This window comes from Limnohabitans sp. Rim8 (assembly GCF_943326455.1).
GTDB lineage: Bacteria > Pseudomonadota > Gammaproteobacteria > Burkholderiales > Burkholderiaceae_C > Limnohabitans_A.
Genome location: NZ_CALPTI020000021.1, coordinates 18,104 through 44,121 on the forward strand (window position 1 = coordinate 18,104; position 26,018 = coordinate 44,121).

Sequence of the window (26,018 nt, forward strand, 5' to 3'; positions counted from 1 at the left end):
TTGCAGGGCCGATGGCGGACTGCGTGAGCCGGGTCAGCCGATGGACAACCGCTAAAATCACGGGTTTTCCAGAACACCTTCCCGGAGCTGCCCACATGGCAAACACACAGCAAATGGCCAACGCCATCCGCGCCCTCGCAATGGACGCTGTTCAACAAGCCAACTCCGGACACCCCGGCGCCCCGATGGGCATGGCCGACATGGCCGTCGCGCTGTGGGGCGATCACCTGCAGCACAACCCCACCAATCCGCATTGGGCCAACCGCGACCGCTTTGTGCTGTCGAACGGCCACGGCTCCATGCTGATCTATTCGGTGCTGCACCTGACAGGCTACAAACTCCCGATTGACGAGCTGAAGAACTTCCGCACCCTGCACAGCAAAACCGCTGGTCACCCCGAAGTGGGCGTGACCCCCGGCGTGGAAACCACCACCGGCCCGCTGGGCCAGGGCATCACCAACGCCGTGGGCATGGCGCTGGCCGAAAAAATGCTGGCCGCCGAATTCAACCAAGCTGGCCACGCCATCGTCAACCACCACACCTACGTATTTTTGGGTGACGGCTGCCTGATGGAAGGCATCAGCCACGAAGCGGTGGCCCTGGCGGGTGCCTGGAAGCTGAACAAACTGATCGCCCTGTACGACGACAACGGCATCTCGATCGACGGCCAGGTCGCCCCTTGGTTCATCGACAACACGCCTCAGCGCTTTGCCGCCTGCGGCTGGAACGTCATCGACGCCGTGGACGGCCATGACGCTGCAGCCGTGTCCAAAGCCATCGCTGCGGCCAAGCACAGCGCCGACAAACCCACCCTGATCGTCTGCAAAACCGCCATCGGCAAGGGCTCGCCCAACCGTGCGGGCACCTCCAAAGCCCACGGCGAGCCATTGGGTGCTGAAGAAATCCAACTCACCCGCGCAGCCTTGGGCTGGACGTCCGAGCCCTTCAAGATCCCCAAAGAGGTCTATGCCGACTGGGACGCCAAGGCCGCTGGTAAAGCCCGCGAAGCCGAGTGGAACAAGGCCTTTGCCGCTTACAAAGCCGCCTACCCCGCGCTGGCCAAAGAGTTTGTGCGGCGCATGAAGGGCGACCTGCCCAAGAACTTCAACCAGGTGGCGTTTGACGCCGTCGTGGCCGCCCACACCAAGGGCGAAACCGTGGCCAGCCGCAAAGCCAGCCAACTGGCACTCGAAGCCTTCACCGCTTCCCTGCCCGAAATGCTGGGCGGCTCGGCCGACCTGACAGGCTCCAACCTGACCAACACCAAGAGCACCCCCGCTTTCCGCGTGGACTTGGCTGGGGATGTGGTCAAGACCGAAGGAAAGATCGGCCGCCACATCAATTACGGCGTGCGCGAATTCGGCATGGCCGCCATCATGAACGGCGTGGCCCTGCACGGGGGCTACATCCCCTACGGCGGCACCTTCCTGACTTTCTCGGACTATTCACGCAACGCCATCCGCATGGCCGCTTTGATGAAGCAGCGCGTGATCCACGTCTTCACCCACGACAGCATTGGCCTGGGCGAAGACGGCCCGACCCACCAGTCGATCGAGCACGCCGCCAGCCTGCGCCTGATTCCCGGTCTGGATGTGTGGCGCCCCGCCGATACAGCCGAGACCACCGTGGCCTGGGCCGTAGCCCTCCAAAACGCCAACCGCCCCTCGGCCCTGCTGCTGAGCCGCCAAAACCTGGCCTATTCGCCCAAGAGCGATCTGGGTGACATCAGCCGTGGCGCTTATGTGCTGTCCGAGCCCGCGCATGTCGGCATCAAGAAGACGCACGGCGTGATCATCGCCACCGGCTCTGAAGTGCAACTGGCCCTGGCCGCGCAAAAGCTGCTGGCCGAACGCAAGATCGGTGTGCGCGTGGTCTCCATGCCCAGCACCAATGTGTTTGACCGCCAGGACACCGAATACAAGCAAAGCGTGCTGCCCAAAGGCCTGCCCCGCGTGGCGGTTGAGATGGGCTCCACCGACGGCTGGTGGAAATACGGCTGCGCTGCGGTGGTCGGCATCGACACCTACGGCGAGTCGGCTCCAGCGCCTGTGTTGTTCAAACACTTCGGCTTCACCGCCGAGAACGTGGCCGACACGGTCCACGCCGCATTGCTCAAGGCCTGACAAGGCCCACTGACCGGCAAAGGGGATCAGGTTCTCGCAAGGATCCTGATTTCCAATCCGGTGACGTAACGGTTTAGTAACTTATCTCCCGAGGCTCTCACCATGACCATCAAGTTGGGTATCAACGGATTCGGCCGCATTGGCCGCCTGGCCCTGCGCGCTGCACTCAAACACGGCTACGACGACATCCAGATCGTCGGCATCAACGACCCCAAGCCCGCCGACTACCTGGCCTACATGCTCAAGTACGACAGCGTGCACGGCCGCTTTGATGGCACGGTGGACTTCACCGAAGACACACTGATCGTCAACGGCAAAAAGATCAAGCTCTCGCACGAGCGCGATGCGCACAACCTCAAGTGGGGCCAAATGGGCGTGCACACCGTACTCGAGTGCACAGGCCATTACCTGACCGAGCCAACCAGCCAGATGCACATTGCCGCTGGCGCCAAGAAGGTCGTGATTTCGGCGCCATCGAAGGACACGGTCCCGATGTTTGTGTACGGGGTGAACCACAAACAATACGCGGGTGAGGCCATCGTGTCGAATGCCTCATGCACCACCAACTGCTTGGCCCCCGTGGTCAAGGTGCTGCACGACAAATGGGGCATCAAGCGCGGTCTGATGACCACGGTGCACGCTGCCACCGCCAGCCAAATGACCGTGGACGGCTCGTCACGCAAAGATTGGCGCGGTGGCCGTGGCATCCTCGAAAACATCATCCCCAGCAGCACGGGTGCGGCCAAGGCCGTGGGTGTGGTGATCCCCGAGATCAAGGGCAAGATCACTGGCATGGCCTTCCGCGTGCCCACATCGGACGTGTCGGTGATTGACCTGACGGTGGAGCTGAACAGCGATGCCAGCTATGCCGACATCTGCGCCGAAATGAAAGCGCAAAGCGAAGGCGCGCTCAAAGGCGTGCTGGGTTACACCGACGAGAAAGTGGTCTCCACCGACTTCCGTGGCGAGCCCTGCGCCAGCGTGTTCGACGCGACCGCCGGCATTGCCCTGGACAAAACCTTCGTGAAGATCGTGGCTTGGTACGACAACGAGTGGGGTTACGCCAAGCAGTGCCTGGAGATGGTGCGGGTCGTCAACAAGAAAAAGTAACCTTTAGCAGGTGGCTGCGGCAGACTCAGATGCCGCTGCCCCGCCAGGGCTCAGAGGCGCTTCGCTTTGCCACATCGCCCCTTCGGGGTGCCCCGGCGCTGCCATAGGGCATCGCTAAAACCGCCTTCTGGCGCTTTTTCTTTGGGCTCACAACCCAAGTGACATCAAGGCCTTGAAGCCCGAATCCAATCTGCGGCCTTTTCGGCGATCATGATCGTCGGCGCGTTGGTGTTGCCGCTCACGATGCGCGGCATGATGGACGCGTCGACCACGCGAAGGCCCGGCACGCCGTGCACGCGCAACTGCGCATCGACCACCGCCATGCTGTCCTGCCCCATGCGGCAGGTGCCCACCGGGTGGTAGACCGTGTCGGCGTTTTGGCGAATCCAGTGCTCCAGCTGTTCATCGGTATGGGCGTCAGCAGACTCAGCCCACTCTTTGCCATAAGCGGCCAGTGCAGGCTGGGCCAGAATTTTTTGGGCTTGGCGCACCCCGTCGCGCAAGCGCTGCAGGTCACGCGGGTCGCTCAAAAACTGCGGGTCGATCAGCGGGGCGCTGTTGGGGTCGCGGTCGGTCAACTGCACACGGCCACGGCTGTCGGGTTGCAGCAAACACACATGCAAAGAGAAGCCATGCCCGAGCGTCAGTTGGCGGCCGTGGTCCACCAGCTTGGCCACGACAAAGTGCAGCTGGATGTCCGGGTGCGCCTCATCGGGTCGGCTTTTGTAAAACGCGCCACCCTCGGCAAAGTTGGTGGTCAGGCGCCCGGTGCGGTGTTTCCGCCAGGCCCACAGGGCCTGCAGGGTGTGCCACATGCCTTTGGGTGACACGCCGATCAAATCGGTCTGCCCCGGCGCGTCGGCCACCAGCACCGCATCCGGGTGGTCGTGCAGGTTCTCGCCCACACCGGGCAAGTCGCGCAGCACTTCTATACCCAGGCTTTGGAGATGGGCTGCGGGACCAATGCCGGAGCGCATGAGGATGGCTGGCGACTGGAAAGCGCCGGCGCTCAAAATGATCTCGCGCCGGGCAGTCAAGGTCTGCGCCTGGCCACCCTGCAAGGTGTGCACCTGCCGCGCCATGCCATCCACCAAACCAATGCGGTCCACCGTCACGCCCGCCATCACATGCAAATTGGGTCTGTCCAGGTTGGGCGTGAGATAGGCCTTGGCCGCGCTGAAACGCTCGCCCGCCTTTTGTGTGACTTGGTAAAGGCCAACGCCTTCTTGGGTGGGGCCATTGAAGTCGGTGGTGTGCGCCAAACCTGCTTGTATGCCGGCCTCGACAAAGCGCTTGGAAAACACATTGGGGCTTTGCAGGTCGGCCACGTTCAAGGGGCCGTTTTGGGCATGCCATTCGTTGTCGATGCGCTCGTTGTGTTCGGCCTTGAGAAAGTAGGGAAAGACCTCGGCCCATGACCAACCCGCGCAACCCATCTGCGCCCAAGTGTCGTAATCCACGGCTTGGCCACGGATGTAGGCCATCGCATTGGTCGAGCTGGAGCCGCCTAACGTGCGGCCACGCGGCTGAAAACCGATGCGGCCGTTCAAGCCGGGCTGCGGCACGGTGTTCAGGCCTTGCGAGACGATTTCGGTGCGGGCCATGAGCGCAATGCCCGCCGGGCAATGGATCAGTGCGCTGGTGTCGGGCGGCCCGGCTTCGATCAACGCCACATGCACGGCCGGGTCTTCGCTCAGGCGGCTGGCCAGCACACAACCGGCCGAGCCACCGCCCACGATCACGTAGTCAAATTCCATGCAGCACCTCCCCAAATGCTTGTTGCGCCCAATATAAGGGCCCAAGCGTGTCGCGGCGTGTCTTTTATGCATCAGGGTTTTTCCCAGCGAACCCCTCGCCATGGTGACAACTTGTTGGCCCCAACACACCTCACAATGGCACCACATGTGGAGACAAGTTATGCGCAGCAGGCCTGAGCCATGAACAGCCCAAGCATCCCACGCGATGAGGCTTGGCAAGACAAGCGTTGGTGGTGGCTACTGAGCCCTGCCATTCCGCTGGTGTTCACGGCCTCCTTGCTGGCCTTCGTCTGGAGTGGGCAATGGTGGTGCATGCTCTTGGCCCCTGCAGTCATCCATGTCTTTTTGCCATTGCTCGACCGCGTGTTTGGCGAAGACTTCAGCAACCCACCCCAGTCGGCGGTGACGCAACTCGATCAGGACATGTTTTACCGCGTCTTGGTGTGGGCCTATGTGCCTGTTCAATTCGTCGGTACGGTTTTGGGCGCCTGGATCGCAGTCACTCAGTCTCTGCCTTGGTGGGGCTATGGCGCCTTGGTGCTCACGGTGGGGGCCATCAACGGCATTGGCATTGGCACCGCACACGAGCTGGGCCACAAAAAAGAGGCCCTGGACCGGTGGCTGTCCAAGATCGCTTTGGCGCCCAGTGCCTATGGCCACTTTTTTGTGGAGCACAACCGGGGCCACCACAAACGCGTGGCCACCCCAGAAGATCCGGCCAGTGCTCGCATGGGCGAAAGCTTCTGGGCTTTTTTGCCGCGCTCAGTCTGGGGCAGCCTGCAATCGGCTTGGGCGCTGGAGCAAGAGCGTTTGAAACTTCAAGGCCACAGCCCTTGGCACCCCCAAAACCACATCCTGCAGGCTTGGGGCATGACGCTGGTTATATTTGGCGCGCTGGTGACGTGGCTGGGCTGGTTGGCGTTGCCCTTCTTGGTGCTGCAGGCCTTGTACGCCGCCTCGATGCTGGAAGTGGTGAACTACGTGGAGCACTACGGTTTGCTGCGACAACAAGACACCAACGGCCGCTATGTGCGCTGCGAGCCTGAACACTCATGGAACAGCAACCACTTGGTGGGCAACCTGCTGCTTTACCAGTTGCAAAGGCACTCTGACCACCACGCCCACCCCAGCCGGCGCTACCAAGCACTGCGGCATTTCGAGTCAGCGCCGCAACTGCCCGCAGGTTACGCCACCATGATCTCGGTGGCCTATTGCCCGCCCCTGTGGTTTGCGTGGATGGACCACCGGGTGATGACGCACTATGGTGGGGATTTGGGCCGGGTCAATGTGCAGGCATCGGCTCTGCAAAGGACGTGTGCCTTGGCGAAAAAGAAATGAAGGCGCTGAGGTTTGCAATGTCATGGTGTGTTCTTGAACCATTGTTGACGTGCAACCACCCCGCCAGTCTGTCTGTCGTTTGAGGACGGCCAAGTCCTCAAGTCAAGAACTTGGGCGGTCGCTTTTCAATGAAGGCGTTGACCGCCTCGTGGTGGTCATCGGTCATGTGGGCGATGGCCTGGTAGCCCGCCGACAACTCCAGCAAGGATTCGAGCGAGCTGCGTTCACCCTCGCGCAGCAAGCGCTTGGTCATGCGCAGCACCGCGCCAGGGTTGGCCGCAATCTTGCGTGCCAGCGCCAGCGCCTCGGGCATCAATTGATCGGGCGCCACCACCCGTGAGACCAGCCCGCAGGCCAGCGCCTGCTCGGCCGTCAGGGCCTCCCCCGTGAAGGCCATCTCGGCCGCCTTGGACGCGCCCACCGCGCGCGGCAACAGCCAGGCACCACCATCACCCGGCACGATGCCCACTTTCACAAAACTTTCGGCAAATGTGGCCTTGTCAGAGGCGATGCGGATGTCGCACATGCAAGTCAAATCAAGCCCCGCGCCAATGGCCGGGCCGTTGATGGCGGCGATCACGGGCACGTCCAGGTTGTACAGCGCCTTGGGCAACCGCTGAATGCCGTTGCGGTACTCCTCGCGGATGACATCGGGCTTGAGCTGCTGCGTCTGATAACGCAGCATGTCCTTGACGTTGCCACCCGAGCTGAAGACCGGGCCTTCGGCGGTGAGGATCACCGCTCGGATGCTGGTGTCCTTGCCAATGCCGGCACAGGCTTGTACAAACTCTTCGACCGCCGTGTTGCCCGTGAGGGCGTTGCGGGTCTCGGGCTGGCTCATGGTGAGGATGGCAATGTTGCCCTCACGGGTGATGTTGAGAAAAGTGCTCATGAAATGTCCTGTTTAAAAATCAAGCGACCGCATCGGTGAGTGAGCGCATCAAATCTAAGCTCATCGGCTCAGGGCTGTCCAACAGGGCCTGCCCCAGCACATCGTGCCAATAAGACTCTGAGCCGGCCGCCTGTCGCCAAGCGTGCAGCCGGCGGGTGTACAGCTGCAGGTCAAACTCGCGCGTGAAACCGATCGCACCATGAATGGAGTGGCTCAGCCCCGCGACTTCGAGCGCCGCCTCGCTGGTGCGGGCCTTGGCCATGGCCACGCGCAGGCGGTCGGGCACATGGCCCTCGGTGCGCAAGCCCAGTTGCGCGGCCATGCGCGCGGCAAATGCATGCTCGGACATGACGCTCAGCTGGTGCTGGATCGCCTGAAATTTGCCAATCGGCTTGCCGAACTGCTGGCGGTCATTGGCGTATTGCAAGGTACGGCTGAACACCGTCATCAGCGCCCCGGCCAACTGGGCGGCATACAGCGCAGCTTGCAGCGTCACGAGGTCATGCGTTCCGGGCACCGCCTGGGCGGCGTCCCAAGCAGACTGAGGCCAGCTCAACTGGGCGTCCAAACAAAATCCGGCCACCTGAACTTGGGCATCTGCCGCAGACAACAGGCGACAAGCGCCCTGGCTCGAAACCAATACCCAGTCAGCTTGGGTGCCGCAGCGCACTTGCGCGCAATGCAGTCGACCATCAGGCGCCACCTGGCCCGTGGCCAACACCACGCTGCCCACCGGCACGGGAATACCCACTTGAGCCATCAAGCCGCGGGCCAGCAAGGTCTCACCCAAAGGCACCGGCACGGCAAAGCTGCCGCACAGCGCCAGCACCGGGTACACATCTGCCAAATTCAGGCCCGCGCCCCCAGCAGATTCGGGCACCAGTGCATCTGCAAAGCCCGAATCTTCTAGCGCTTGCCACAACGCAGCACGCGGTTGGCCCGCTTCGATGGCGCGCACCACCGCAGGTGTGCAGTGGTCTGTCAGCAGCACCTTGACCGCGTCAGAAAAAAGATCATCCATGGTGTTTCCTTTTCAGCGCAGGCCCAGACCACGGGCGATCATGCCGCGCAGAATGTCGCGTGTGCCCCCGCGCAGCGAGTAGCTGGGCGCCACTTGCGTGATGTAGTTGAGCGTGTTGAGCAGCTCTGCGGGCACATCAGATGCATCGCGCGAGAACAAGTCGTCCGCAATCGCCGCCGGAATCAGCTGTTCCACTCCCGTGCCCAGGTCTTTCACCAGAGCGGCTTCGACCACCGGGCTTTCACCCCGTGTGAGTTTTTCGGTGATGGCCACCGACATGGCCCGCAGCGGCGCCAGCTGGCTCAGGATCTTACCCGCCAGGCGCTGGGCCTGTGGTGTACGGCCTTGCGGCGTGCGCACATAGGCCAGCCATTCGTCGAACAAGGCGATGCTGGAGTACAGACGTTCGGGACCACTGCGCTCGAACGCCAGCTCGGCCGTGACCTGCTCCCAGCCGCCGCCTTCGTCGCCCACCAAGGCCTCCGGCCCCAGCTGCACGTTCTCGAAAAAGACTTCACAGAAATGGCTGTCGCCGGACTGATCCACGATGGGCCGCACCGTGACCCCTGGCAAAGACAAGTCCACGATCACCTGCGACAAGCCCTTGTGGCGATCCATCGCCTCGCCGCTGGTGCGCACCAGCGCGATCATGAAGTGGCAGTTGTGGGCATTGGTGGTCCAGATTTTCTGGCCGTTCAGCAACCAGCCCGCATCGCTCTGCACCGCTCGGGTGCGCACGCTGGCCAGGTCCGAGCCTGCGCCGGGCTCGCTCATGCCGATGCAATAAAAAGCCTCACCCCGGCAAATCGGGGGCAGGTAGCGCTGTTTTTGCGCTTCGGTGCCGTACTTGAGCAACAAAGGCCCGCTTTGACGGTCGGCGATCCAGTGCGAGCCCACGGGGGCGCCAAAGTTGAGGAACTCCTCGACCAGCACATAGCGCGCAAAGGCGCTGCGGCCCGCGCCGCCATAGGCTGGCGGAAAAGTGATACCCAGCCAGCCCCTGCGCCCCAACTCGCGGCTGAAAGCCGGGTCATAACCCATCCAAGAGCGTGCCCGCACATGCGCGGGCACACCGCGCATGGCTTCGGTCAAAAATGCCCGCACCGCCTGGCGCAGCGCTTCGTCTTGCGCAGGAATGGCCGACGGGTTCAGCGAATCGAGCTGGCTCATGCCAACACCCCTTTTTCAAACAAAGTCTTCATGCTCTCTCCATCCAAGGCCAACAGACCGCCCAGCCACCCATCGCGGTCCCTGTTGCAGCGCATTATTTCGACGGTTTGCGTTTTCACCTAATGCTTGATTTGCTTTGCGCGACACCCGCGGGTTGTCCATGGTCAAGCACCTGCTGCAGTCATTGGCAAGCCTTGCGATACAGAGGCATGCCCACCCTGACGGATCTGGAAAACCCTGATATCCGGTGCGCGACAGCCTGAAGCATGCAACTGCCTATAGTCCAAAAAAACGAGGGGCACGTACCCGCGTGAGACTTTCACCGCAGCAAGGTTTTTGACAGATGCATGACTTGATCATTCGCAATGCGCAGGTTCACGACGGCTTGGGCAGCCCACCACAGCGGGCCGATGTGGCAGTCTCGCAAGGCCACATCACCCACATCGGCCAGGTGGATGGCCCTGCCCGCGACAGCATCGATGCCCAGGGCCTGGCGCTGATGCCCGGCATCGTGGACCTGCACACCCACTACGACGCCCAGGTCACCTGGGACCGCACCCTATCGCCCTCGCCCGCTTTGGGTGTGACCACGGCGGTGATCGGCAATTGCGGCTTTGGCATTGCGCCTTGCCCAGCGCCGCTGCGCGAGACCATGCTGAAAAACCTGTCGGTGGTCGAAGGCATGGATTTGCAATCCTTGCTCACCGGTGTGGACTGGCAGTTTGAGTCCTTTGGCCAATACATGGACCAACTGCGCCGCATTGGCCCCTATGTCAACACAGCCGTGTTCGCAGGGCACTCGGTCATCCGCACGGCCGTGATGGGTGCTGACGGCTCGGCCCAGGTCGACCCCACCCCCGAACAACTGCAAACCATGAAGGCCCTGGTGAGCGAGGCCATGGACCACGGCGCGATAGGGTTTGCGTCCTCGTTTTCTCCGAACCACAGCGGTTTTGGCGGTATCCCTATGCCGTCAACCATTGCCTCTGAAGGCGAGTTGCGGGCTTTGGCCGGGGTGCTGGGCGAAAAAAATAAAGGCGTCTTCATGATGGCCACCGGCACCCGCGCTAGCCCCGACGTGATGGAGTCGATCGTGCAAGACACCGGACGGCCCGGTTACATCTCTACCGTGCTCACCATGTACAACGAGGGCAACCCGGGCTTGGGGGCCACCTATTACGATCGTTGCGCCCAAGCCCTGGCGCGGGGCAACGAGCTGTATGTGCTGACCAGCTGCCAGCCGCTGTCGTTTGACTTCACCTTGAAAGACCCCTATGTGCTACTCAGCCATGCGGCCTTCGATGCGGTCAAGGCCGCCACAGTGGACGCACTGCCCGGCTTGTACCGCTCGGCTGCGTTTCGCGAAGCCTTCCGTCAGAACCTGCGCCAGCCCAAGGCAGGCATCTTGTTTCTGGGCAACTGGCGGCACATCGAAGTGGGCGCCACCCTGCACCCGGCAAACCAAGCGCTCGAGGGCGTGAGCATTCAGGCACTGGCCGATCAGCGCGGCCTAGACCCGGTGGATGTGTTCTTTGACTTGGCCCTGTCTGAAGACCTGGACACGCATTTTGTGGGCAAATTTTTTAACAACAACGACGACGGTGTGGCCCCCTCGCTCAAGCACCCAGCCAGCGTGATCACCTTGTCTGACGCAGGCGCCCACCTGACCTACATGTGCGATGCAGGTTTTGGCCTGTTTTTTCTCGCGCACTGGGTGCGTGACACCGGGCACTTCACCCTGGCCGAAGGCGTGCGCCGCCTGACCAGCGAGCCTGCTGACCGCTTTCGCATCCCTCACCGTGGCCGCTTGCAGGTGGGCCTGCCCGCCGACCTGCTGCTGTTCGACCCAGCCACCGTGGGCATCTCCAAACCCTTGCCACGCCAGGACTTGCCCGGCGGCGGCACGCGCATGGTGCGCGAGGCCACAGGCGTGCATGGTGTCTGGGTCAATGGCGTGAAAGTTCACGACGGTCAAGACTACATTGACCACCCCCATGGGCCCGGCCAAGTGCTGGACCAATTCAATTCCTGAGGAGTATTGACATGACCACTTTTCTTCGATTCTTGACGGGTCTTTTTCTGGCACTCATGGCAAGCAGCATCTGGGCCCAAAGCTGGCCCAACAAGCCAGTGCGCATGATCATCGCCTTCCCGCCCGGCGGCCCCACCGATCTGGTCTCACGGGTGCTGGCACAACGACTGTCCGAGCAGTTGGGCCAACAAGTCATCGTCGACAACAAACCCGGCGCGGGTGGCAACCTGGCCGCTGAACTGGCCGCCAGAGCCACACCCGACGGCTACACGATTTTTTACAACACATCGGCCATCGTGATTGGCCCGGCACTCTACGGCAAGGTGAACTACGACACCTTGAAAGACTTCGCGCCCGTGGCCCTGACAGCCAGCGTGCCCATGGTGCTGGTGGTCAACCCGCAACTGCCCGCGCGCAGCGTCAAGGAATTTTTAGATTTGGCCAAGTCGCGCCCAGGCGCACTGAACTACAGCTCCTCGGGCACCGGCACCATCACGCATTTGGCCAGCGCCATGATGTCCACGCAAACCGGCGTGCAGACCCAGCACATTCCCTACAAAGGCAGCGCCCCGGGCTTGGTGGATCTGGCAGCGGGTCAAACGCAATTCATGATTGACACCATCAACACGGTCTTGCCTTATGTGCGCGACAACCGCCTACGCGGTCTGGCCGTGACCAGCATCAAGCGCTCCAGCCTCTTGCCAGACCTGCCCACACTGGCCGAATCGGGCATGCCCGGCTTTGATGCCGCCGCTTGGCAAGGCATCGTGGTGCCCACCGGCACTCCGGCCGACATCATTCAAAAGCTCAACACCGAAGTGAACAAGGCGCTGGCTCACCCCGATCTGCGCGCCCGCCTGGCGGCACAAGGCGCTGAAATTTTGGGCGGCACGCCCGCCGAGTACGCGGCCCACCTGCGCACCGAAATGCCGCGCTGGGCCAAGGCGGTCAAAGACTCTGGCGCCAAAGCCGAGTAAACGCACTCAGCGGTTGGTCGCACCCAGCCGCTGCAGCTTGGCAATGGCCGCGTCGCTCAAGCCTGCCTCTCGCAAAATCTCGATGCTGTGTTGACCTAGACGAGGCGCTGGCTTTTGCACTGGCAATGTCGGGGTGCCCGAAAAACTGACGGGCACACCGATCTCGCTCACAAGGCCCTCACTGGGATGCGTCACTTGTTGAAGCATGCCCACCGCCAGAAGGTGCGGATCCTTCAGCAAGCTGTCGACATCGTGCATGGGCATGCATGGGATGTCTGCCGCGGTGAGTCGGGTCATCCAGACCTCGGTGCTTTCGGTGACCATGGCTTTGGCCACCATCCGGTAAAGGTCATGGATGTGCAGCGTGCGCGTCCCAATGCTGGCAAAACGTGGATCTTGCAGGAACGCGTCGGCTTGACCGATCAAACCCATAAAAGTTTCCCAGTGCCGATCGGTGTAAATCAGCACGCACAGGTGGCCATCGCTGGTGGGATAAGGCCGACGCTCTTGCACCAGCAGGCGCGGGTAGCCCGTTGGACCCAAGGCAGGCTCAAACGTGGCGCCGGCCATGTGCTCGCCCAACACATATTGCGCCATCGTTTCGAACATGGGCACCTCAACCGCCTGTCCCAGGCCCGTTTGGTAGCGGGCGATGACCGCCGCCAAAATCGTATTGGAGGCCATGAGTCCCACGGTGCGGTCGGCCAGTGTGAGTGGCACATAGCGTGGTGCCGAGCCACTGGCCTGCCCCATGAGGCTGGGTACAGCTGCAGCGCCTTGGATCAAATCGTCATAGGCGGGTTTGCCTGCATAAGGCCCTTTTTCTCCGTAACCATAAAGACCTGCAAAGATAATGCGCGGGTTGATGGCCCGAACCTGCTCATACCCGATGCCCAAGCGTTGCATGGCTTGTGGACGAATGTTGTAGACCACCACATCGGCGGTCTTCACCAGTTCAAAAAAAGCGCTCAAGCCCTCTGGCTTTTTGAGATCCAGCACCAAACTCCGTTTGTTGCGATTGACATGCAAAAAGATAGCGCCCATGCCGGCATGTCGCATCGGCCCAATCCCACGCACAGTGTCGCCCGCAGGCGATTCGATTTTGACCACATCTGCACCCATGTCGGCCATGAGCTGTGTGGCAAAAGGCCCCATCAACACACTGGTCAAGTCCAGGATGCGCAGCCCATTCAGTGCACCGGTCATCAAGCATTCCTCTTGTTGTTGGTCTGAATTCTCGGCTTGGTTTTCAACGTACTCTGTCACCTAAGGCGCGCCTAAAAATACAACGATCCGAACGTGGCGCCAACAAATGCGCCCCATCGGATCGTGATCTTGGTTTCTAAAAACTACGCCGCAGCAAAACAATGTTGCGGTAACCCAGCCGGATCAAGCCCTGATCTTGAAAGTGCCTCAGCTGCTGGTTGACGCGCTGGCGTGATGCGGAGGCGGCTTGGGCCAGGTCGGACTGGCTCACGCGCAGCATCACACCGTCGGGTACGGTCACGCTGTTGAATTTGGCAATTCGCTCCAGTGTGGCCCACACGCGTTGCTCTAGGCTGTGTATACCGCGATCAGCAAGGGTGTCAAACAGTTGGTTGATGCGCAGGCCCAGGATGCGAAGAAGGTCCAGCGCAACCACCGGATCGCGCCCAATCAGTTCCATCAATCGGGCACGTTCGATGTGTAAGACCTGCGTCAAGCCATGGGAAACCATGTCAGCCGGATTGGTGGCTTGGGCAAACACCGAGCTCAAGCCCGCGATTTCACCCGGCAACATCCAGCGCAGCAATTGCTCCTCGCCCTCCGAGGTGATCACGCTGATGCGCACGCGGCCACTGACAACCAGCCATGCCGCCGAGGTGGGTTGGCCCCGGCTGAGCAAGACCTGGCCATCGTTCCAAGTACGCAGCACGCCCACACTTTGAAGGGCTTGGGTCGAGCGTGTTGTCAGGCCTGAATTCTGCGCCCAGTCTTTCTTCAGTTCATCTACATCCAGCGCTTTGAAAACAGCAGCGCGCTTGCTGTTGGTACGGCCTTTAGTCGGTGTTTTCGGGGGTGGCGATGGCATGTTTGGTCGGGCTGAAATGGGTTTATCTTGAGTGCTTTCCCCTAAATTGTCACATCAGAAACAATTTGCGACATCTGGGGGGACTTAAATCGTGTCCACCGAGCTTGACGGTGATCAAGTCAAAGAACCACATTGGAGACGACATGAAATTTTCTGCCCCTACTCTTGTACGCACCACCCTGGGTGCCATCGCCTTGACCCTCGGTGCCAGCGCCATGGCGCAGTCCGTGGTGCGTTTCCAAGACTATCCTGGCACTGGCAATCTGTTGGTGCGCGTGGCCCAAGAGCAAGGCTTTTGCCAGCAAGCGGGCATTCGCTGCGAACTGCGCACCATAGCGGGTGGGCCACTGGGCATGCAGACCATGCTCTCGGGTGACATCGAAGTGTTTTTTGGCCCGACCGAAGTGGCGGTTGCAGCCGTTGCCCGCAAGGCCCCCATTTCCATCATCGCCGCGGGCTTCGTCGATCCAGTGTTTTTCATGGCTGCAGGTGCAAAAACCGAATTGGAAACAGAAAAAGAAGGCTACCCCGGTGTGGTCAAGTCATTCAAAGGTAAAAAAATCGGCGTGACCCAACGCGGCTCCGGCGCTGAATTTCAGGTGATCGACATGCTGGCCGATGTGGGCCTGACCGCGAACGACGTGACCTTTGTGGCCGTGGGTGCGCCCGACACCGCCTTTCCTGCGCTCACGCGCGGCCAAGTCGATCTGATCATGACCTTCCCACCCGCCGACGGCATGTGCGAAGTACTGAAGGCCTGCCGCCTGGTGGTAGACCCCCGCAAAGGACAAGGTCCCAAGAGCATGCTGGCGACCCGGGGAGGCGCCGGCGCCATGGCGGTGAAGACCGAATGGGCGGCAGCTAATCCGCAAACGGTGGCCGCCATTCGCAGGATGCTGGAATTGTCGGAGGCTTTCATTGCCAACCCGGCCAACTTCGGCAAGACACTGGAGGTCCTGCGCAAGACATTTGCCCTGCAATTGCCCAACGCAGACCAGATCGCTGAGGTGAGCCTGCGCAACTCCATCGGCAACTTCAAGGCCCGTGGCACCGTGCCCGCCATGCAAGCGGTGGCCAATGCCATGAGCGAAAACAAGCTCTTGCCGGGCAGAGTAGAGATGGCGCCTGCAGTCCTGCCCTGAAGCTCCACAGCAGCGATTTTTCCAGGGCGCATTCATGATCGACGCACAGCGCATCGACCTGAGCTTTGACGGCAACCATTTGGTATTGCAAGGCGTGGACCTGCACGTCAAGGCCGGGGAGTTTGTCGCGCTCGCTGGCCCCAGTGGCTGTGGCAAGACCACCTTGCTCAACCTTTGCGCGGGGCTGGTGGATTTGCCTGCAGGTCAACGTCTGCTGGTGGCGGGCGAAAAGCCTGCGCTCGGCAGCCACAACGTGGCTTACATGTTGGCACGCGACAGTCTGTTTCCCTGGCTCAATGCACTGGACAACGCAGCCTTTGGACTGAAAGTGCGCGGCATGCCCATCGCGGATGCCCGGGAGCTTGCCGCATTGATGCTCAAGAAGGTCGGGCTCAGTGGGTCCGAAAACCGCCTGCCCAAGGCGTTGTCGCATGGCATGCGCCAGCGCGTGGCCCTGGCCCGCACCTTTGCCATGCCCTCACCCTTGCTGCTGATGGATGAGCCCTTTGGTGCACTGGACGCGCAAACCAAGCTGCAGCTGCAGGACCTGTTGCTGCAGCTGTGTCAGGACGGTAACCGAACGGTGCTTTTCGTGACGCACGATTTGTCAGAGGCGGTCGCGCTGGCCGACCGGGTGATGGTGATGTCCTCCAGGCCAGGTCGCATCGTGGCCGATGTGCAGGTGCCGCTGGCACGTCCGCGCTCCATCCGTGAGCTGCAGACCAGCGATGACTTCCACCGCACCTACGCTCAAGTCTGGAAACATCTCGAAGAAGGGTGGGTGCACCATGAGGGGTGAAACACTTCGTACGCTGTCACTGCATGCGCTGTTCCTGTGCTTCGTGTTGGGGCTGTGGGAGTGGGCTGCACGAATCGGGTGGGTTGATCCGAGTTTCATGGGCAGTCCACTCGGTATCATCCTTTTCACCCTAGACAACCTGACCAACGCCCGCTTGTGGGGCGATCTGGGCTACACGCTGTTGGCCGTGTTCGCGTCTTTCGCCATTGGCTCGGTCGCTGCCATGATCACGGGCTTGGCCTTTGTCACTTGGCCCAAGTTCGAGGCCTTTTGCGACCCCTACATCTCTGCCTTCAATGTACTGCCGCGCATTGCGCTGGTCCCGTTGTTCATTTTGTGGTTTGGTTTGGGCATCGGATCCAAGATCGCTCTGGGCGTTTCGCTGACGTTTTTCATCGTGCTGTCCAGCACCGTCGCCGGTATTCGGGGCGTCAGCCAAGACCATGTGACGCTCACGCGCACTTTGGGGGCCAGCAGTCGGCAGATGTTTTTCTCGGTCACATTGCCGGGCGCTGTGCCGGTGCTTTTCTCAGGATTGCGCCTCGGTGTGATCTACGCCTTGCTGGGCGTGGTGGGCGCAGAGGTCATTGCTTCTGAGCGTGGCCTCGGGCAACAACTCGCTTATCTGGGATCCACATTCAACGTCAACGGCGTCTGGTCGCTGCTGTTTGATTTGGCGCTCATTGGGGTGCTGATCATGAAGCTGATGAACTGGGTTGAACGCCGTTTGCTGCACTGGCAATGAGCCAGGCAGTTTGATCACATTTAGGAGATAAAAATGAACTTCCGTCACATTCAAGTTGACCCCATGACGCCCACCATCGGCGGCATGATCAGCGGCGTTGACTTGAACAACACCCGCTCAGAGGACGTCTACGAAGAAATCAAAAAAGCGCTGTGGCAACACGGCGTCGTGTTCTTTCGCAAGCAGGCCTTGAAGCCCGAAGCCTACATCCGTCTGGGGCAGAACTTTGGCGAAATGGAACAGCACGAATTCTTCCCGCACATCGAGGGTCACCCCCAAATCCAACTGATTTCCAACCAGGGCAACGAAGCACCCGAGACCGACCGCTGGCACACCGACGTGACCTTCCGCAAGAAGCCCAATATGGTGTCGATTTTGCGCATCACCGACTTGCCCCCATCGGGCGGCGACACCATGTGGATGCACGCAGGTGCAGCCTACGATGCGCTCAATCCTGGCATGCAGCAAATGCTTGAAGGCCTGCAGGCCGACCACGACCTGCCTTGGCACTTTCGCCGCATCAACGCCAGCGAGCGCTTTGCCAAACGTGCTTCTATCAAGAGCGGCATGCTGGTCACGGCCAGCGAGCAAGAGTGCAAGATGATCGAAAACACGCCCACGGTGTCGCACCCTGCCGTGATCACCCACCCCTTCAACGGCCGCAAGATTTTGTTTGTGAATTCGATCTGGACCAAGCGCTTGCTGGGCATGCACATGGACCTGTCCGAGGCCGTACTGAACATGCTCTATGAGTGGGTGAAAAAACCCGAATTCATGGTGCGTTTCCGTTGGGAAAAAGACTCCTTGGCCATGTGGGATAACTGCGCTACGCAGCACTACGCCGTGTTTGACTACGCGCCGCACTACCGCGCCGGTCAGCGCATGACCTGCGGCAGCTTTGTGCCCACCCTGAACCCTGGCGCAGCCGCGGGTACAGCTTCAGGTGGCCAGCCTTCGGTGATGCGCCAGTTGCTCGACACCACCCGCATGCAAGCGGCCAGCCCGCGTGAACAGCAAGCGGTGGAAGCCATCTTCAGCGCGCTGGAAAACGTGGACCTGAACGCCGTGGCTTCGGCTGCGGCGCGCCGTTAAACCCGGGCTGCTCTCCACCATGAGTTCCAGCAACCCGATCGACCTGGCCGACCACGACCTGGCCGCCTTGCAGGAGGCCCGTGACTTGCTGGGCCGTGCCCAGCAAGCCGCTGCCACGCTGGCGCTGTGGACGCCCGAAGAAGCCAAGCGCGTGGCCAAAGAAGTGGCTGCAGCCTTGCTGCCGCGTGCCGAGTTTTATGCCGAGTGGGCCGTGCGCGAAAGCCGCATCGGCAAAGTGGCCGACAAGATTGCCAAAAACCAGATTGCTTGCACGCTCACCCCCACGGCCTGGGACAACGTGGCGCTGGGCGGCGTGCGCCGCAACGATGCGCTGCGCATCGTTGAGATCGGCCGCCCTGCTGGGGTGGTGGTGGGTTTGTCCAACTCCACCTCGCCGGTGGCCACCATCATGTTCAAGGCTATTCTTTGCCTGATGACGCGCAACGCGCTGGTCATCTCGCCGCACCCGGTGGCTTTGGGCTGCTGCACCGCCGTGACAAACGAGCTGCAAGCGGCCATTGAAAAGGCCGGTGGCCCGGCCCATGCGCTGCAAATCCTGACCCGCCCCACGGTCGAGGCGACAGGGGCGCTGATGCGCGACGCCCGCACCAACGTGATTTTGGCCACCGGTGGCACGCCCATGGTGCGTGCGGCTTACGGCTCGGGCAACCCCGCCATTGGCGTGGGTTCGGGCAATGTGCCGATTTATGTGGATGCCAGTGCTGACATCGAAGCCGCTGCGCAGACCATTGTGACCGCCAAGAATTTTGACCACGGCAGCCCCTGCCAGGCCCCCTCTGTACTCTTGTTGCACGCAACAATTGCCGGGCCCATGCAACAAGCCCTGGCCCGACAGGGTGCGCATGTGTGCACCGAAGAAGAGGCGCAGAAAATCCAGAACCACGCCTTTCCTGGTGGCAAGTTCAATGGCAAAGTGGTCGGTCGCCCCGCGTTTGAGATCGCACAGGCCGCAGGCGTGCAAGTGCCGCGCGACTGTCAGGCGCTGATCTGCCCCATCGCCAACCCGCAGTCTGGCCATGTGATGCTCAAGGAAAAGCTCTCGCCCATTTTGGGTTGCGTGGTGGTCCAAGACGTTGACCAGGGCATTGGCGTGGCGCGGCTCATGCTGGAGCACAGCGGCGCAGGCCACACCACAGGTATCCACTCCGCATCGGCCGAGCAGGCGGTGTACTGGGGCGCGGCGCTCGACTATTACCGTGTGGTCGTCAATGGCAGCACGGTGCACGACAGCACCGGTGCCAACACCGGCTTGCCTTACACCTTCACCATTGGTACGGGTTACGCGGGCAAAAGCTCGGTGGACTGCAACGTCGGCCCCGAGCTTCTGGTCAACTGGAAACGCGTGGCCTTTCCTCTGCCGGGCGGCTGGGCCGGAGCCATGGCTTCGGGCGCGGCCTTGCAAGCGGCACCGGGCCAGTTGTCCTCCCTCACGCCTGAACTTCAGGCCACCGTCCTGCGCATCGTGCAGGAAGAACTCGAACACCTTCGCTGAAAGCCCCTCATGTCCACTTTGCGCAGTTACATTTTTCTGGACCGCTTGCAGCCACAGTTGATGTGTTTGCTGGGCTCGACGGCCCGTGGCTTCTTGCCGCGCCACAACGACGCCGCCATGGTGATCGAAGTCGCCCCCGGCATGGACATCGAGTGGTTGACCGACATCGCTTTGAAGCACGACGATGTCAAACCCGGCAACCTGGTGGTTGAGCGGCAGTTTGGTTACCTGGAGTTCCACGGCCAGTCCTCCTCATCGGTCAAGTCGGCCGGGGCTGCTGTGCTGGATGCCATGGGTGTGAGCGAGAAAAGCGTGCTCAAGCCCGAGATCCTGGCCTCCAAGGTGATCGACCGGGTCGATGGCTACCACGCGTTTTTGATCAACCGCAGCAAGGCCGGCAGCATGCTCTTGCCCGGTGAGTCGCTCTACATCATGGAGATGACCACCTCGTCGTATGCGCTGCTGGTGGCCAACGAGGCCGAGAAGGCCGCCAACGTGAAACTGATCGACTGCCGCTTCATGGGCCCAGCTGGTCGCTTGTACCTGTCGGGCAATGCGTCGGACGTGCGTGCTGCAGCGGCAGTGGCCGAGGCTGTGATCCGCGACGCAGGAGGTGCTGCATGAGCACAGACGCCTTGCGCGAGCAAATTCGCATGCAGGTGCGAAAAGCTTTGGGCGCTGCGTCCAGCCCAGCCCCGGCGGCTGACGCGTCTGTGGCTGCTTTGATGCGCCGCTTTGAAGCCGGTTACGAGACCATGAGCGCCGAGGCCATCGTGGCCTGCTTTGCGCCCGATGTGGTCTGGATCCTGCCCGATTCGCGCGTGCTCAACGGCCGCGAAGCCTGCTTGGCATTTTTGAAAGAACGCTTTGCCAGCCCCACTGGCCCCAAGTTTTCGGACTCGCACATGAACGTGCTGGGCCAGACCGTGGTGCAAAACTACAAAGTGTCCGTGCCGCTGCCCGGTGGCCAGACCGGCACCTATGACGGCACCGATGTCTACCAAATTCGCAATGGCCTGATCGCCCGCAAAGACGCTTACTGGAAGCAAGTGGGCATGCCCAAGCCAACAACACCCAACAAGGCCACTGCCAGTCCCATCGGCGTGGTGGTGCCCTTGCGTGTGGGCACGGCCGCGCAAGCCGCCGCGCTGACCGACCTGTTCAAGCGCCTGGCCGCCAGCCCGGCCTTGTTGCAAGCGGCGCAATCGGGTTTGCTGCGTTTTGACATGCGTGTGGACGAAGCGGCGGTGAAAGCCGTGGCGGCATCAGGTGGTGCTACTGGTGGTTCATCCGGCGGTGCCTCGGCCATGGCCGCCACCACCGCCATCGACCCGGCCGCTTGCTGCCCGTCTTGCAAAGAAGGCAAAGCCTGTGAATGCAAAGACGAGCGTTGCGACCTGCAGGCGCACAAGGCGAGCGAATCCGTACCTGAGCTCAAAGGCGTGATTGGCGAGAAGCTGCTCAAAACCTTGCCAGCCAGCGTCAAAACCGTTCGCATCCACCCCAAGGCGGTCTTGACCCCTTTGGGCAAAGAGGCCCTGCGCAAGCGCGGCATCACCATTGACCGAGGAAGCAAAACATGAAAACAGGAACCGTGATCGGCCGCATTGTCGCCAGCAAGCGCCTGCCCGAATTGCCCGCTGGCGCATTGCTGGAGGTACAACTGGACTACCCCAAGGACGTGGTCGTCTGCTACGACCCCATGGGTTGCGGCATTGGCGAGCGCGTGATGATCACCATCGGCGCACCCGCCGCGTGGTGGTTCGCCCCAGCGCATCCTCGTGTGGTGGCCGATGCCTTGATCATTGCTTCACTCGACAACTACGACACCCCCACACCGATGCGTTGACGCAGCGGCACTTGTTCCCCTCACCCCTTCCTTCAACTTCTTTCCTCAACCCTTTCTTTTTTAACCCCTCAAGGAGACTCACATGTCACAAGCTATCGGAATGATCGAAACCAAAGGTTATGTTGCTGCCTTCGCTGCCGCTGACGCCATGGTCAAAGCCGCCAACGTCAACATCGTTGGCAAAAAAGAAGTCGGTGGCGGTCTCGTCGCCATCATCGTTTCGGGCGACGTAGGTGCCGTTAAAGCCGCCACCGAAGCCGGTGCAGAAGCCGCAGGCGCAATCGGTGAAGTGGTGTCTTGCCACGTCATCCCACGTCCACACGCTGACGTGTCCAAAGCCTTCGACGGCAAATGATCGACGGCTGTTGCAGATAAGGAGGCCGAATGGCCACAAGCAAAAAAGCCACCGCGCCCGCCAAACCGCCGACCAAGCCGGCAGCTGAGCTTCGGGTCTACCTGACGCTCAACGACTTGCAGCCCCAGTTCTCCTCGTGGATGAGTTCGCCTTTGGGCGCTCGTGGCTACGTGGCGATGCAAGGCACCAACGCGCTGCTGGTCGAGATCGCGCCCGGACTTTCCATTCAACGGGTGATCGATCTGGCCCTCAAGGCTGAACCTACGCTGGAACCGGGCATCCTGGCTGTGGAGCGGCAGTTCGGCGTCCTGGAGTTGCACAGCAACGACAGCGCAGCGCTTCAGCGTGCAGGACAAGTCATTTTGGACTGGATGGGCGCGAAAGCCGAAGACCAGCTGCGCCCACACCTGCTGTACAGCGACATTCTGGAAAACGTGACCGATCAGCACGCCGTGCTGATGAACCGCACACGCCAAGCCAGCATGGTGCTCCCGGGCCAGAACATGTTGCTGATGGAAGTGGCTCCGGCACTGTTCGGTGCCCACATGGCCAACGAAGCCGAAAAAGTCGCCCCCGACCTGACCTTGGTCGAGTGCAGCATGATCGGTGCCAGCGGCCGCATGTACCTCACAGGCAGCATGGCTTCTCTCGAAAAAGCCAAAGTCCATGTGGAGCAACTGCTCGCCAAGATTCCTGGCAGGGGCTAAGTCAGCAGAAGCACGCCGTATGCGCATTGGCAACGGTGGTTTTGGGTCTTCTGGCGTCAAATCGCCAAGATAAAGCCGTCTGTCCTCATCAGGGCAGACGGCTTGGCAAATCCTGGCTGGATTACTTGGGTGTTGGCATCGCTTTTTTAGCCGCATCAGCATGCTCATGGGCTTGGGTCATGTGCTCATGCGCTGCTTTGCTGTGGGTCTGAGCCGCGGCATGGTCGTTGGTACCGATGCATTTGGCGACTTCTTTGTGTGATTTGGCCGCCAACTCCAAATGCTCTGCTGCCTTCTGGTGGTGCTGCTCCGGCTTGAGTGTCGCCAAAGCCGGTGACGTGGATTTCTGAGTTTCGAATGTCATGTGATTAGCTTTCAAAATGAGTGAAGTTGCAAAGGTGTAAATCATGTGCACCTGAGTTACCAACCCATTTTGAGCCCCTCAAATTCAGCGTCTGTCCGCTCGCATACAGAGCCGCCATAACACCGCGAAGTGGACCCCAGCACCGCGCATAGACTCAACGCTCAAATTTTGAAAGACCACGATCTCATGGCCATTTGGCCAGCGCCAGATCGATGTCTGCCTTCAAAGCGAGAAGTTGGGGTGCCAGCGTCTCGATCCAAGGCTCGATTTTTCCGGGTGTAGACACGCTGACATTGATGATGCAAACACCCTCTGCTGACTGCAGAGCGGTGGACAGGGCCAACACTTCAGGTTGCCAACTGGCCCAGCAATAGCCTTTTTCTTTCATGCAAAGTTCTGAGGCCTCTATAGCCAACTTGATCTCTTTCCAGTGCCGACCATTGCGACGCTTGAAGATGGGCTCGAGCAGTTGGTATCGCTCCATTGGCACCGTGGCCAAATAAGCTTGCCCCAACGAGGTCAGCTCCATCGGCACACGCTGGCCAGAGACCACACTGCGCAGCGCCAATCGGCGGTTGTAGCGGATGGATTCGAGGTAAACCATCTCGTCGCGATCGGGGCATGCCAAGCCCACATTGATGTGCTCTCGCTCAGCCAAAGCACGCATCAAAGGCGCTGCAACGGCCAACACTTGCGAGCCTGAACGCATCGCATGCCCCAAGCTGAGCACCAAGGGGGCCAACCGATAAGCCCTGCGGGCTCGGTCTTGTTGCAGCAAACCGGCAGCCACCATGCTTTGCGTGAGGCGACTGACCGTGGATGCTGACAAACCCGTGCGCTCTGCAATCTCGCCATTGCCCAACAGATCAGAGCCCGGACGGAAAGCGCGCAGGATGTCGGCACCGCGCAGCAAGGAACGGTTGATGGTGGAACGGCCTGGGTTTTCTTCGAAAGCACTCACTGCAAGATGGGTCAGGGTTTACCCAATGAGCTGGGTCAGTTGCGAACAGGTTTTTGCCATTTTATTTCCATCAGATGGAAATATACAGGTTCTAAAAAGTCTGAAGACCTCTAAGCTTTAGGTGCAATCCATTGTTCGTTGTCGCGGCCCACAAAATACCGCACCCGAGCTCACCCATCACGGAGACATCACATGACCATTTTTTCTTCTGGCCTGCGCCGCGTGGCCACAGGTTTGGGGCTGGGCTTGGCCCTCTTGGCCAACCTGGCCCACGCTGAGTTCCCTGACAAACCTGTGCGCATCGTCGTGCCCTTTGCCCCAGGCGGCGGCACCGACCTGATTGCACGCACCTTGGGTCAAGGCATGTCTCAAGCACTGGGCCAATCGGTCATCATTGACAACAAACCCGGCGCGGGCACGGTGATCGGCACCGACTTGGTGGCCAAAAGTGCCCCCGATGGCTACAACCTGGTCATCGCCACACTGGCACACGCCGTGAACCCCAGTTTGTTGAGCAAACTGCCTTACAACAACGACACGGCCTTCGCGCCGGTCAGTCTGATCGGCCGTGGTCCGAATGTGTTGGTGGTGCGCGCCGAAAGCCCGTTCAAAACGGTCAAAGACGTGTTGGATGCAGCAAGGTCGGGCAGGAAACTGACCTATGCCTCTCAAGGCAATGGCACCTCGGCCCACCTGGCTGGCGAAATGTTCGCCAACTTGACCAAGCTTGATTTCTTGCACATTCCCTACCGCGGCGCAGGGCCCGCCATGGTGGATGTACTCGGCGGTCAGATTGACATGTTCTTTGGCACAGCGGCGGCCGTGGGCAACTTGGTCGACCAAGGCAAGTTGCGCGCGCTTGCTGTGACGACGCCCGAACCTTCGCCCGCGTTCAAGGGCGTACCCACCGTGGCCGCCTCGGTTCCTGGCTATGCGGTGGAAAGCTGGTATGGATTTTTTGTTCGTGCAGGCACGCCCGCTCCGGTGATCGCCAAGCTGAACGCAGCCGTCAAAAAAGCGGCTCAAAACCCCGAGTTTGTGAAAAAGGTCGAGCAAGAAGGCTTGATCGTCACCGCGTCTGAACCCGCAGAGTTCGATCGCTATGTGAAGGCAGAAGAAGCGCGCTGGAGAAAGATCGTGAAAGAAAACAACATCAAGGCCGACTGAACACTGACAACGACACCCAAATCACCATGGACTACCAACTTCTTGAATTGGCCGTGAACAACGGCATCGCCACGCTCACACTCAACCGTCCCGACAAGCGCAACGCCATGAGCGACGACATGCGCACGGAATTCATCTCTGCGCTGGAGTCGGTGACGGCCGACAAAGCCATTCGCGCCTTGGTGCTGACCGGCGCGGGCAAGGGCTTTTGCGCAGGCGGTGACATCAGCGGCATGCAAAAGCGCATGAACGCTCCGGCTGGCGAAGTCGGCTTCAATGGCTGGCACCGTCAGCAGCGGGTGCACACCGCGCAGTCGCTGCTGCACACCTGCCCCAAACCAGTGATCGCTGCCGTGAACGGCGCCGCATCGGGCTTGGGCGCAGACACGGCGCTGGCTTGCGACTTCATCATCGCCAGCGAGTGGGCCAGTTTTGCTTGGTCGTACATGCTGCGCGGCATCATTCCTGATGGCGGCGGCATGTACTTTTTGCCCCGCCGCGTGGGCTTGGCCAAGGCCAAAGAACTGATCTTCACCGGCCGCCAAGTCAAGGTGGACGAAGCCCTTGCCTTGGGCATCGTGGACCGCAAGACCAGCGCCGACACGCTGTTGGCTGACGCACAAGCTTGGGCCAAAGAGCTGAGTCAAAACTCCAGCACCGCCATGGCTTTGACCAAAACCATCTTGAACCAAAGCTTTGAAATGAGCTCCCACGACGTGTTTGCACAAGGCAGCCAAGCGCAAGGCATCTGCTACACCAGCAGCGAGCACCGCGCCTCGGTCGAAGCCTTTTTGGCCAAAACCTCTGGCCAAGAGTGAACATCGTGAATGTCC

At 60.8% G+C, this 26,018-nt stretch carries 25 protein-coding genes; 17 read left to right on the plus strand and 8 right to left on the minus strand.

What is annotated here, in order from left to right:
• Positions 1-95: 95 nt before the first annotated feature.
• Both tkt and gap read left to right on the plus strand, forming a co-directional pair.
• Positions 96-2,123: a transketolase gene (gene tkt / locus Q1M54_RS12925; RefSeq protein ID WP_300557849.1), complete on the plus strand. Its 2,028-nt coding sequence runs from the start codon at positions 96-98 to the stop codon at positions 2,121-2,123.
• A 102-nt stretch (positions 2,124-2,225) separates the two neighbouring features.
• The gene (gene gap, locus Q1M54_RS12930; protein ID WP_300557851.1) at positions 2,226-3,233 is read left to right on the plus strand and encodes a type I glyceraldehyde-3-phosphate dehydrogenase; all 1,008 of its coding nucleotides are present in this window, start codon (positions 2,226-2,228) and stop codon (positions 3,231-3,233) included.
• A 164-nt stretch (positions 3,234-3,397) separates the two neighbouring features.
• Here the strand turns inward: gap and Q1M54_RS12935 are convergent, their stop codons facing one another.
• Positions 3,398-4,990 carry a GMC family oxidoreductase N-terminal domain-containing protein gene (locus Q1M54_RS12935; protein ID WP_300557853.1) on the minus strand — a complete coding sequence of 531 codons (1,593 nt, stop codon included), beginning with the start codon at positions 4,988-4,990 and terminating at the stop codon, positions 3,398-3,400.
• Positions 4,991-5,170: 180 nt separating this feature from the next.
• Here Q1M54_RS12935 and Q1M54_RS12940 point away from each other — a divergent pair, with 180 nt between their 5' ends.
• Positions 5,171-6,328 (plus strand): alkane 1-monooxygenase, encoded by a 1,158-nt coding sequence (locus Q1M54_RS12940; protein ID WP_300557855.1) that lies wholly within the window; start codon positions 5,171-5,173, stop codon positions 6,326-6,328.
• 97 nt (positions 6,329-6,425) lie between these two features.
• Here the strand turns inward: Q1M54_RS12940 and Q1M54_RS12945 are convergent, their stop codons facing one another.
• Genes Q1M54_RS12945 through Q1M54_RS12955 form a run of 3 tightly spaced genes read right to left on the minus strand, consistent with a single transcriptional unit; the run spans position 6,426 to position 9,411 of the window.
• The gene (locus tag Q1M54_RS12945; protein WP_300557857.1) at positions 6,426-7,220 is read right to left on the minus strand and encodes a crotonase/enoyl-CoA hydratase family protein; all 795 of its coding nucleotides are present in this window, start codon (positions 7,218-7,220) and stop codon (positions 6,426-6,428) included.
• 19 nt (positions 7,221-7,239) lie between these two features.
• The gene (locus Q1M54_RS12950) at positions 7,240-8,241 is read right to left on the minus strand and encodes an acyl-CoA dehydrogenase family protein (RefSeq protein ID WP_300557859.1); all 1,002 of its coding nucleotides are present in this window, start codon (positions 8,239-8,241) and stop codon (positions 7,240-7,242) included.
• Positions 8,242-8,253: 12 nt separating this feature from the next.
• Complete coding sequence (locus Q1M54_RS12955; protein WP_300557861.1) at positions 8,254-9,411, minus strand: acyl-CoA dehydrogenase family protein; 1,158 nt, start codon at positions 9,409-9,411, stop codon at positions 8,254-8,256.
• A gap of 343 nt (positions 9,412-9,754) precedes the next feature.
• Between Q1M54_RS12955 and Q1M54_RS12960 the strand changes: the two genes are divergently transcribed.
• A complete protein-coding gene (locus Q1M54_RS12960; RefSeq protein WP_300557863.1) occupies positions 9,755-11,443 on the plus strand; it encodes an amidohydrolase family protein in 1,689 nt (562 codons plus the stop codon).
• Between the two features lie 11 nt (positions 11,444-11,454).
• Positions 11,455-12,420: a tripartite tricarboxylate transporter substrate binding protein gene (locus Q1M54_RS12965; protein WP_300557865.1), complete on the plus strand. Its 966-nt coding sequence runs from the start codon at positions 11,455-11,457 to the stop codon at positions 12,418-12,420.
• Between the two features lie 6 nt (positions 12,421-12,426).
• Here the strand turns inward: Q1M54_RS12965 and Q1M54_RS12970 are convergent, their stop codons facing one another.
• Positions 12,427-13,626: a CoA transferase gene (locus Q1M54_RS12970; protein ID WP_300557867.1), complete on the minus strand. Its 1,200-nt coding sequence runs from the start codon at positions 13,624-13,626 to the stop codon at positions 12,427-12,429.
• Between the two features lie 136 nt (positions 13,627-13,762).
• The gene (locus tag Q1M54_RS12975) at positions 13,763-14,491 is read right to left on the minus strand and encodes a Crp/Fnr family transcriptional regulator (RefSeq protein ID WP_300557869.1); all 729 of its coding nucleotides are present in this window, start codon (positions 14,489-14,491) and stop codon (positions 13,763-13,765) included.
• Between the two features lie 143 nt (positions 14,492-14,634).
• Between Q1M54_RS12975 and Q1M54_RS12980 the strand changes: the two genes are divergently transcribed.
• The 10 genes from Q1M54_RS12980 (at position 14,635) to Q1M54_RS13025 (ending at position 22,693) form a co-directional block, all read left to right on the plus strand.
• The gene (locus Q1M54_RS12980; protein ID WP_300557871.1) at positions 14,635-15,633 is read left to right on the plus strand and encodes an ABC transporter substrate-binding protein; all 999 of its coding nucleotides are present in this window, start codon (positions 14,635-14,637) and stop codon (positions 15,631-15,633) included.
• A 34-nt stretch (positions 15,634-15,667) separates the two neighbouring features.
• Positions 15,668-16,432, plus strand: coding sequence for an ABC transporter ATP-binding protein (locus Q1M54_RS12985; protein ID WP_300557873.1), 765 nt, complete (start codon positions 15,668-15,670; stop codon positions 16,430-16,432).
• Positions 16,422-17,177, plus strand: a complete 756-nt coding sequence (locus Q1M54_RS12990; RefSeq protein ID WP_300557875.1) for an ABC transporter permease — start codon at positions 16,422-16,424, stop codon at positions 17,175-17,177. Before Q1M54_RS12985 ends, Q1M54_RS12990 begins: the two co-directional genes overlap by 11 nt.
• A gap of 33 nt (positions 17,178-17,210) precedes the next feature.
• Complete coding sequence (locus Q1M54_RS12995) at positions 17,211-18,269, plus strand: TauD/TfdA family dioxygenase (protein ID WP_300557877.1); 1,059 nt, start codon at positions 17,211-17,213, stop codon at positions 18,267-18,269.
• A 19-nt stretch (positions 18,270-18,288) separates the two neighbouring features.
• On the plus strand, positions 18,289-19,782 hold the full coding sequence (locus Q1M54_RS13000; protein ID WP_300557879.1) for an aldehyde dehydrogenase family protein: 1,494 nt from the start codon (positions 18,289-18,291) through the stop codon (positions 19,780-19,782).
• Positions 19,783-19,791: 9 nt separating this feature from the next.
• Positions 19,792-20,406, plus strand: coding sequence for a BMC domain-containing protein (locus tag Q1M54_RS13005; RefSeq protein WP_300557881.1), 615 nt, complete (start codon positions 19,792-19,794; stop codon positions 20,404-20,406).
• On the plus strand, positions 20,403-21,365 hold the full coding sequence (locus Q1M54_RS13010) for a nuclear transport factor 2 family protein (protein ID WP_300557883.1): 963 nt from the start codon (positions 20,403-20,405) through the stop codon (positions 21,363-21,365). Before Q1M54_RS13005 ends, Q1M54_RS13010 begins: the two co-directional genes overlap by 4 nt.
• Positions 21,362-21,631 carry a EutN/CcmL family microcompartment protein gene (locus Q1M54_RS13015; protein ID WP_019427481.1) on the plus strand — a complete coding sequence of 90 codons (270 nt, stop codon included), beginning with the start codon at positions 21,362-21,364 and terminating at the stop codon, positions 21,629-21,631. Before Q1M54_RS13010 ends, Q1M54_RS13015 begins: the two co-directional genes overlap by 4 nt.
• A gap of 82 nt (positions 21,632-21,713) precedes the next feature.
• Positions 21,714-21,986 carry a BMC domain-containing protein gene (locus tag Q1M54_RS13020; RefSeq protein ID WP_019427480.1) on the plus strand — a complete coding sequence of 91 codons (273 nt, stop codon included), beginning with the start codon at positions 21,714-21,716 and terminating at the stop codon, positions 21,984-21,986.
• 29 nt (positions 21,987-22,015) lie between these two features.
• Positions 22,016-22,693, plus strand: a complete 678-nt coding sequence (locus tag Q1M54_RS13025) for a microcompartment protein (protein WP_300557887.1) — start codon at positions 22,016-22,018, stop codon at positions 22,691-22,693.
• 121 nt (positions 22,694-22,814) lie between these two features.
• Here Q1M54_RS13025 and Q1M54_RS13030 read toward each other — a convergent pair whose 3' ends face one another.
• The gene (locus Q1M54_RS13030) at positions 22,815-23,102 is read right to left on the minus strand and encodes a hypothetical protein (RefSeq protein ID WP_300557889.1); all 288 of its coding nucleotides are present in this window, start codon (positions 23,100-23,102) and stop codon (positions 22,815-22,817) included.
• A gap of 139 nt (positions 23,103-23,241) precedes the next feature.
• Entirely contained in the window at positions 23,242-24,018 is a 777-nt protein-coding gene (locus Q1M54_RS13035; protein WP_300557891.1) for a helix-turn-helix domain-containing protein, read from the minus strand.
• A gap of 192 nt (positions 24,019-24,210) precedes the next feature.
• On the opposite strand from Q1M54_RS13035, the gene Q1M54_RS13040 reads away from it, so the two are divergent.
• Both Q1M54_RS13040 and Q1M54_RS13045 read left to right on the plus strand, forming a co-directional pair.
• Positions 24,211-25,185, plus strand: coding sequence for a tripartite tricarboxylate transporter substrate binding protein (locus Q1M54_RS13040; RefSeq protein WP_300557893.1), 975 nt, complete (start codon positions 24,211-24,213; stop codon positions 25,183-25,185).
• Positions 25,186-25,211: 26 nt separating this feature from the next.
• Positions 25,212-26,003 carry an enoyl-CoA hydratase/isomerase family protein gene (locus tag Q1M54_RS13045; protein WP_300557895.1) on the plus strand — a complete coding sequence of 264 codons (792 nt, stop codon included), beginning with the start codon at positions 25,212-25,214 and terminating at the stop codon, positions 26,001-26,003.
• The last annotated feature ends 15 nt before the right edge of the window (positions 26,004-26,018 follow it).

What these genes read in the sequence shown, in the direction of transcription:
- tkt (WP_300557849.1), top strand. Translation starts at nt 96, where the DNA reads ATGGCAAACACACAGCAAATGGCCAACGCCATCCGCGCCCTCGCAATG.
- gap (WP_300557851.1), top strand. Translation starts at nt 2,226, where the DNA reads ATGACCATCAAGTTGGGTATCAACGGATTCGGCCGCATTGGCCGCCTG.
- Q1M54_RS12935 (WP_300557853.1), bottom strand. Translation starts at nt 4,990, where the DNA reads ATGGAATTTGACTACGTGATCGTGGGCGGTGGCTCGGCCGGTTGTGTG.
- Q1M54_RS12940 (WP_300557855.1), top strand. Translation starts at nt 5,171, where the DNA reads ATGAACAGCCCAAGCATCCCACGCGATGAGGCTTGGCAAGACAAGCGT.
- Q1M54_RS12945 (WP_300557857.1), bottom strand. Translation starts at nt 7,220, where the DNA reads ATGAGCACTTTTCTCAACATCACCCGTGAGGGCAACATTGCCATCCTC.
- Q1M54_RS12950 (WP_300557859.1), bottom strand. Translation starts at nt 8,241, where the DNA reads ATGGATGATCTTTTTTCTGACGCGGTCAAGGTGCTGCTGACAGACCAC.
- Q1M54_RS12955 (WP_300557861.1), bottom strand. Translation starts at nt 9,411, where the DNA reads ATGAGCCAGCTCGATTCGCTGAACCCGTCGGCCATTCCTGCGCAAGAC.
- Q1M54_RS12960 (WP_300557863.1), top strand. Translation starts at nt 9,755, where the DNA reads ATGCATGACTTGATCATTCGCAATGCGCAGGTTCACGACGGCTTGGGC.
- Q1M54_RS12965 (WP_300557865.1), top strand. Translation starts at nt 11,455, where the DNA reads ATGACCACTTTTCTTCGATTCTTGACGGGTCTTTTTCTGGCACTCATG.
- Q1M54_RS12970 (WP_300557867.1), bottom strand. Translation starts at nt 13,626, where the DNA reads ATGACCGGTGCACTGAATGGGCTGCGCATCCTGGACTTGACCAGTGTG.
- Q1M54_RS12975 (WP_300557869.1), bottom strand. Translation starts at nt 14,491, where the DNA reads ATGCCATCGCCACCCCCGAAAACACCGACTAAAGGCCGTACCAACAGC.
- Q1M54_RS12980 (WP_300557871.1), top strand. Translation starts at nt 14,635, where the DNA reads ATGAAATTTTCTGCCCCTACTCTTGTACGCACCACCCTGGGTGCCATC.
- Q1M54_RS12985 (WP_300557873.1), top strand. Translation starts at nt 15,668, where the DNA reads ATGATCGACGCACAGCGCATCGACCTGAGCTTTGACGGCAACCATTTG.
- Q1M54_RS12990 (WP_300557875.1), top strand. Translation starts at nt 16,422, where the DNA reads ATGAGGGGTGAAACACTTCGTACGCTGTCACTGCATGCGCTGTTCCTG.
- Q1M54_RS12995 (WP_300557877.1), top strand. Translation starts at nt 17,211, where the DNA reads ATGAACTTCCGTCACATTCAAGTTGACCCCATGACGCCCACCATCGGC.
- Q1M54_RS13000 (WP_300557879.1), top strand. Translation starts at nt 18,289, where the DNA reads ATGAGTTCCAGCAACCCGATCGACCTGGCCGACCACGACCTGGCCGCC.
- Q1M54_RS13005 (WP_300557881.1), top strand. Translation starts at nt 19,792, where the DNA reads ATGTCCACTTTGCGCAGTTACATTTTTCTGGACCGCTTGCAGCCACAG.
- Q1M54_RS13010 (WP_300557883.1), top strand. Translation starts at nt 20,403, where the DNA reads ATGAGCACAGACGCCTTGCGCGAGCAAATTCGCATGCAGGTGCGAAAA.
- Q1M54_RS13015 (WP_019427481.1), top strand. Translation starts at nt 21,362, where the DNA reads ATGAAAACAGGAACCGTGATCGGCCGCATTGTCGCCAGCAAGCGCCTG.
- Q1M54_RS13020 (WP_019427480.1), top strand. Translation starts at nt 21,714, where the DNA reads ATGTCACAAGCTATCGGAATGATCGAAACCAAAGGTTATGTTGCTGCC.
- Q1M54_RS13025 (WP_300557887.1), top strand. Translation starts at nt 22,016, where the DNA reads ATGGCCACAAGCAAAAAAGCCACCGCGCCCGCCAAACCGCCGACCAAG.
- Q1M54_RS13030 (WP_300557889.1), bottom strand. Translation starts at nt 23,102, where the DNA reads ATGATTTACACCTTTGCAACTTCACTCATTTTGAAAGCTAATCACATG.
- Q1M54_RS13040 (WP_300557893.1), top strand. Translation starts at nt 24,211, where the DNA reads ATGACCATTTTTTCTTCTGGCCTGCGCCGCGTGGCCACAGGTTTGGGG.
- Q1M54_RS13045 (WP_300557895.1), top strand. Translation starts at nt 25,212, where the DNA reads ATGGACTACCAACTTCTTGAATTGGCCGTGAACAACGGCATCGCCACG.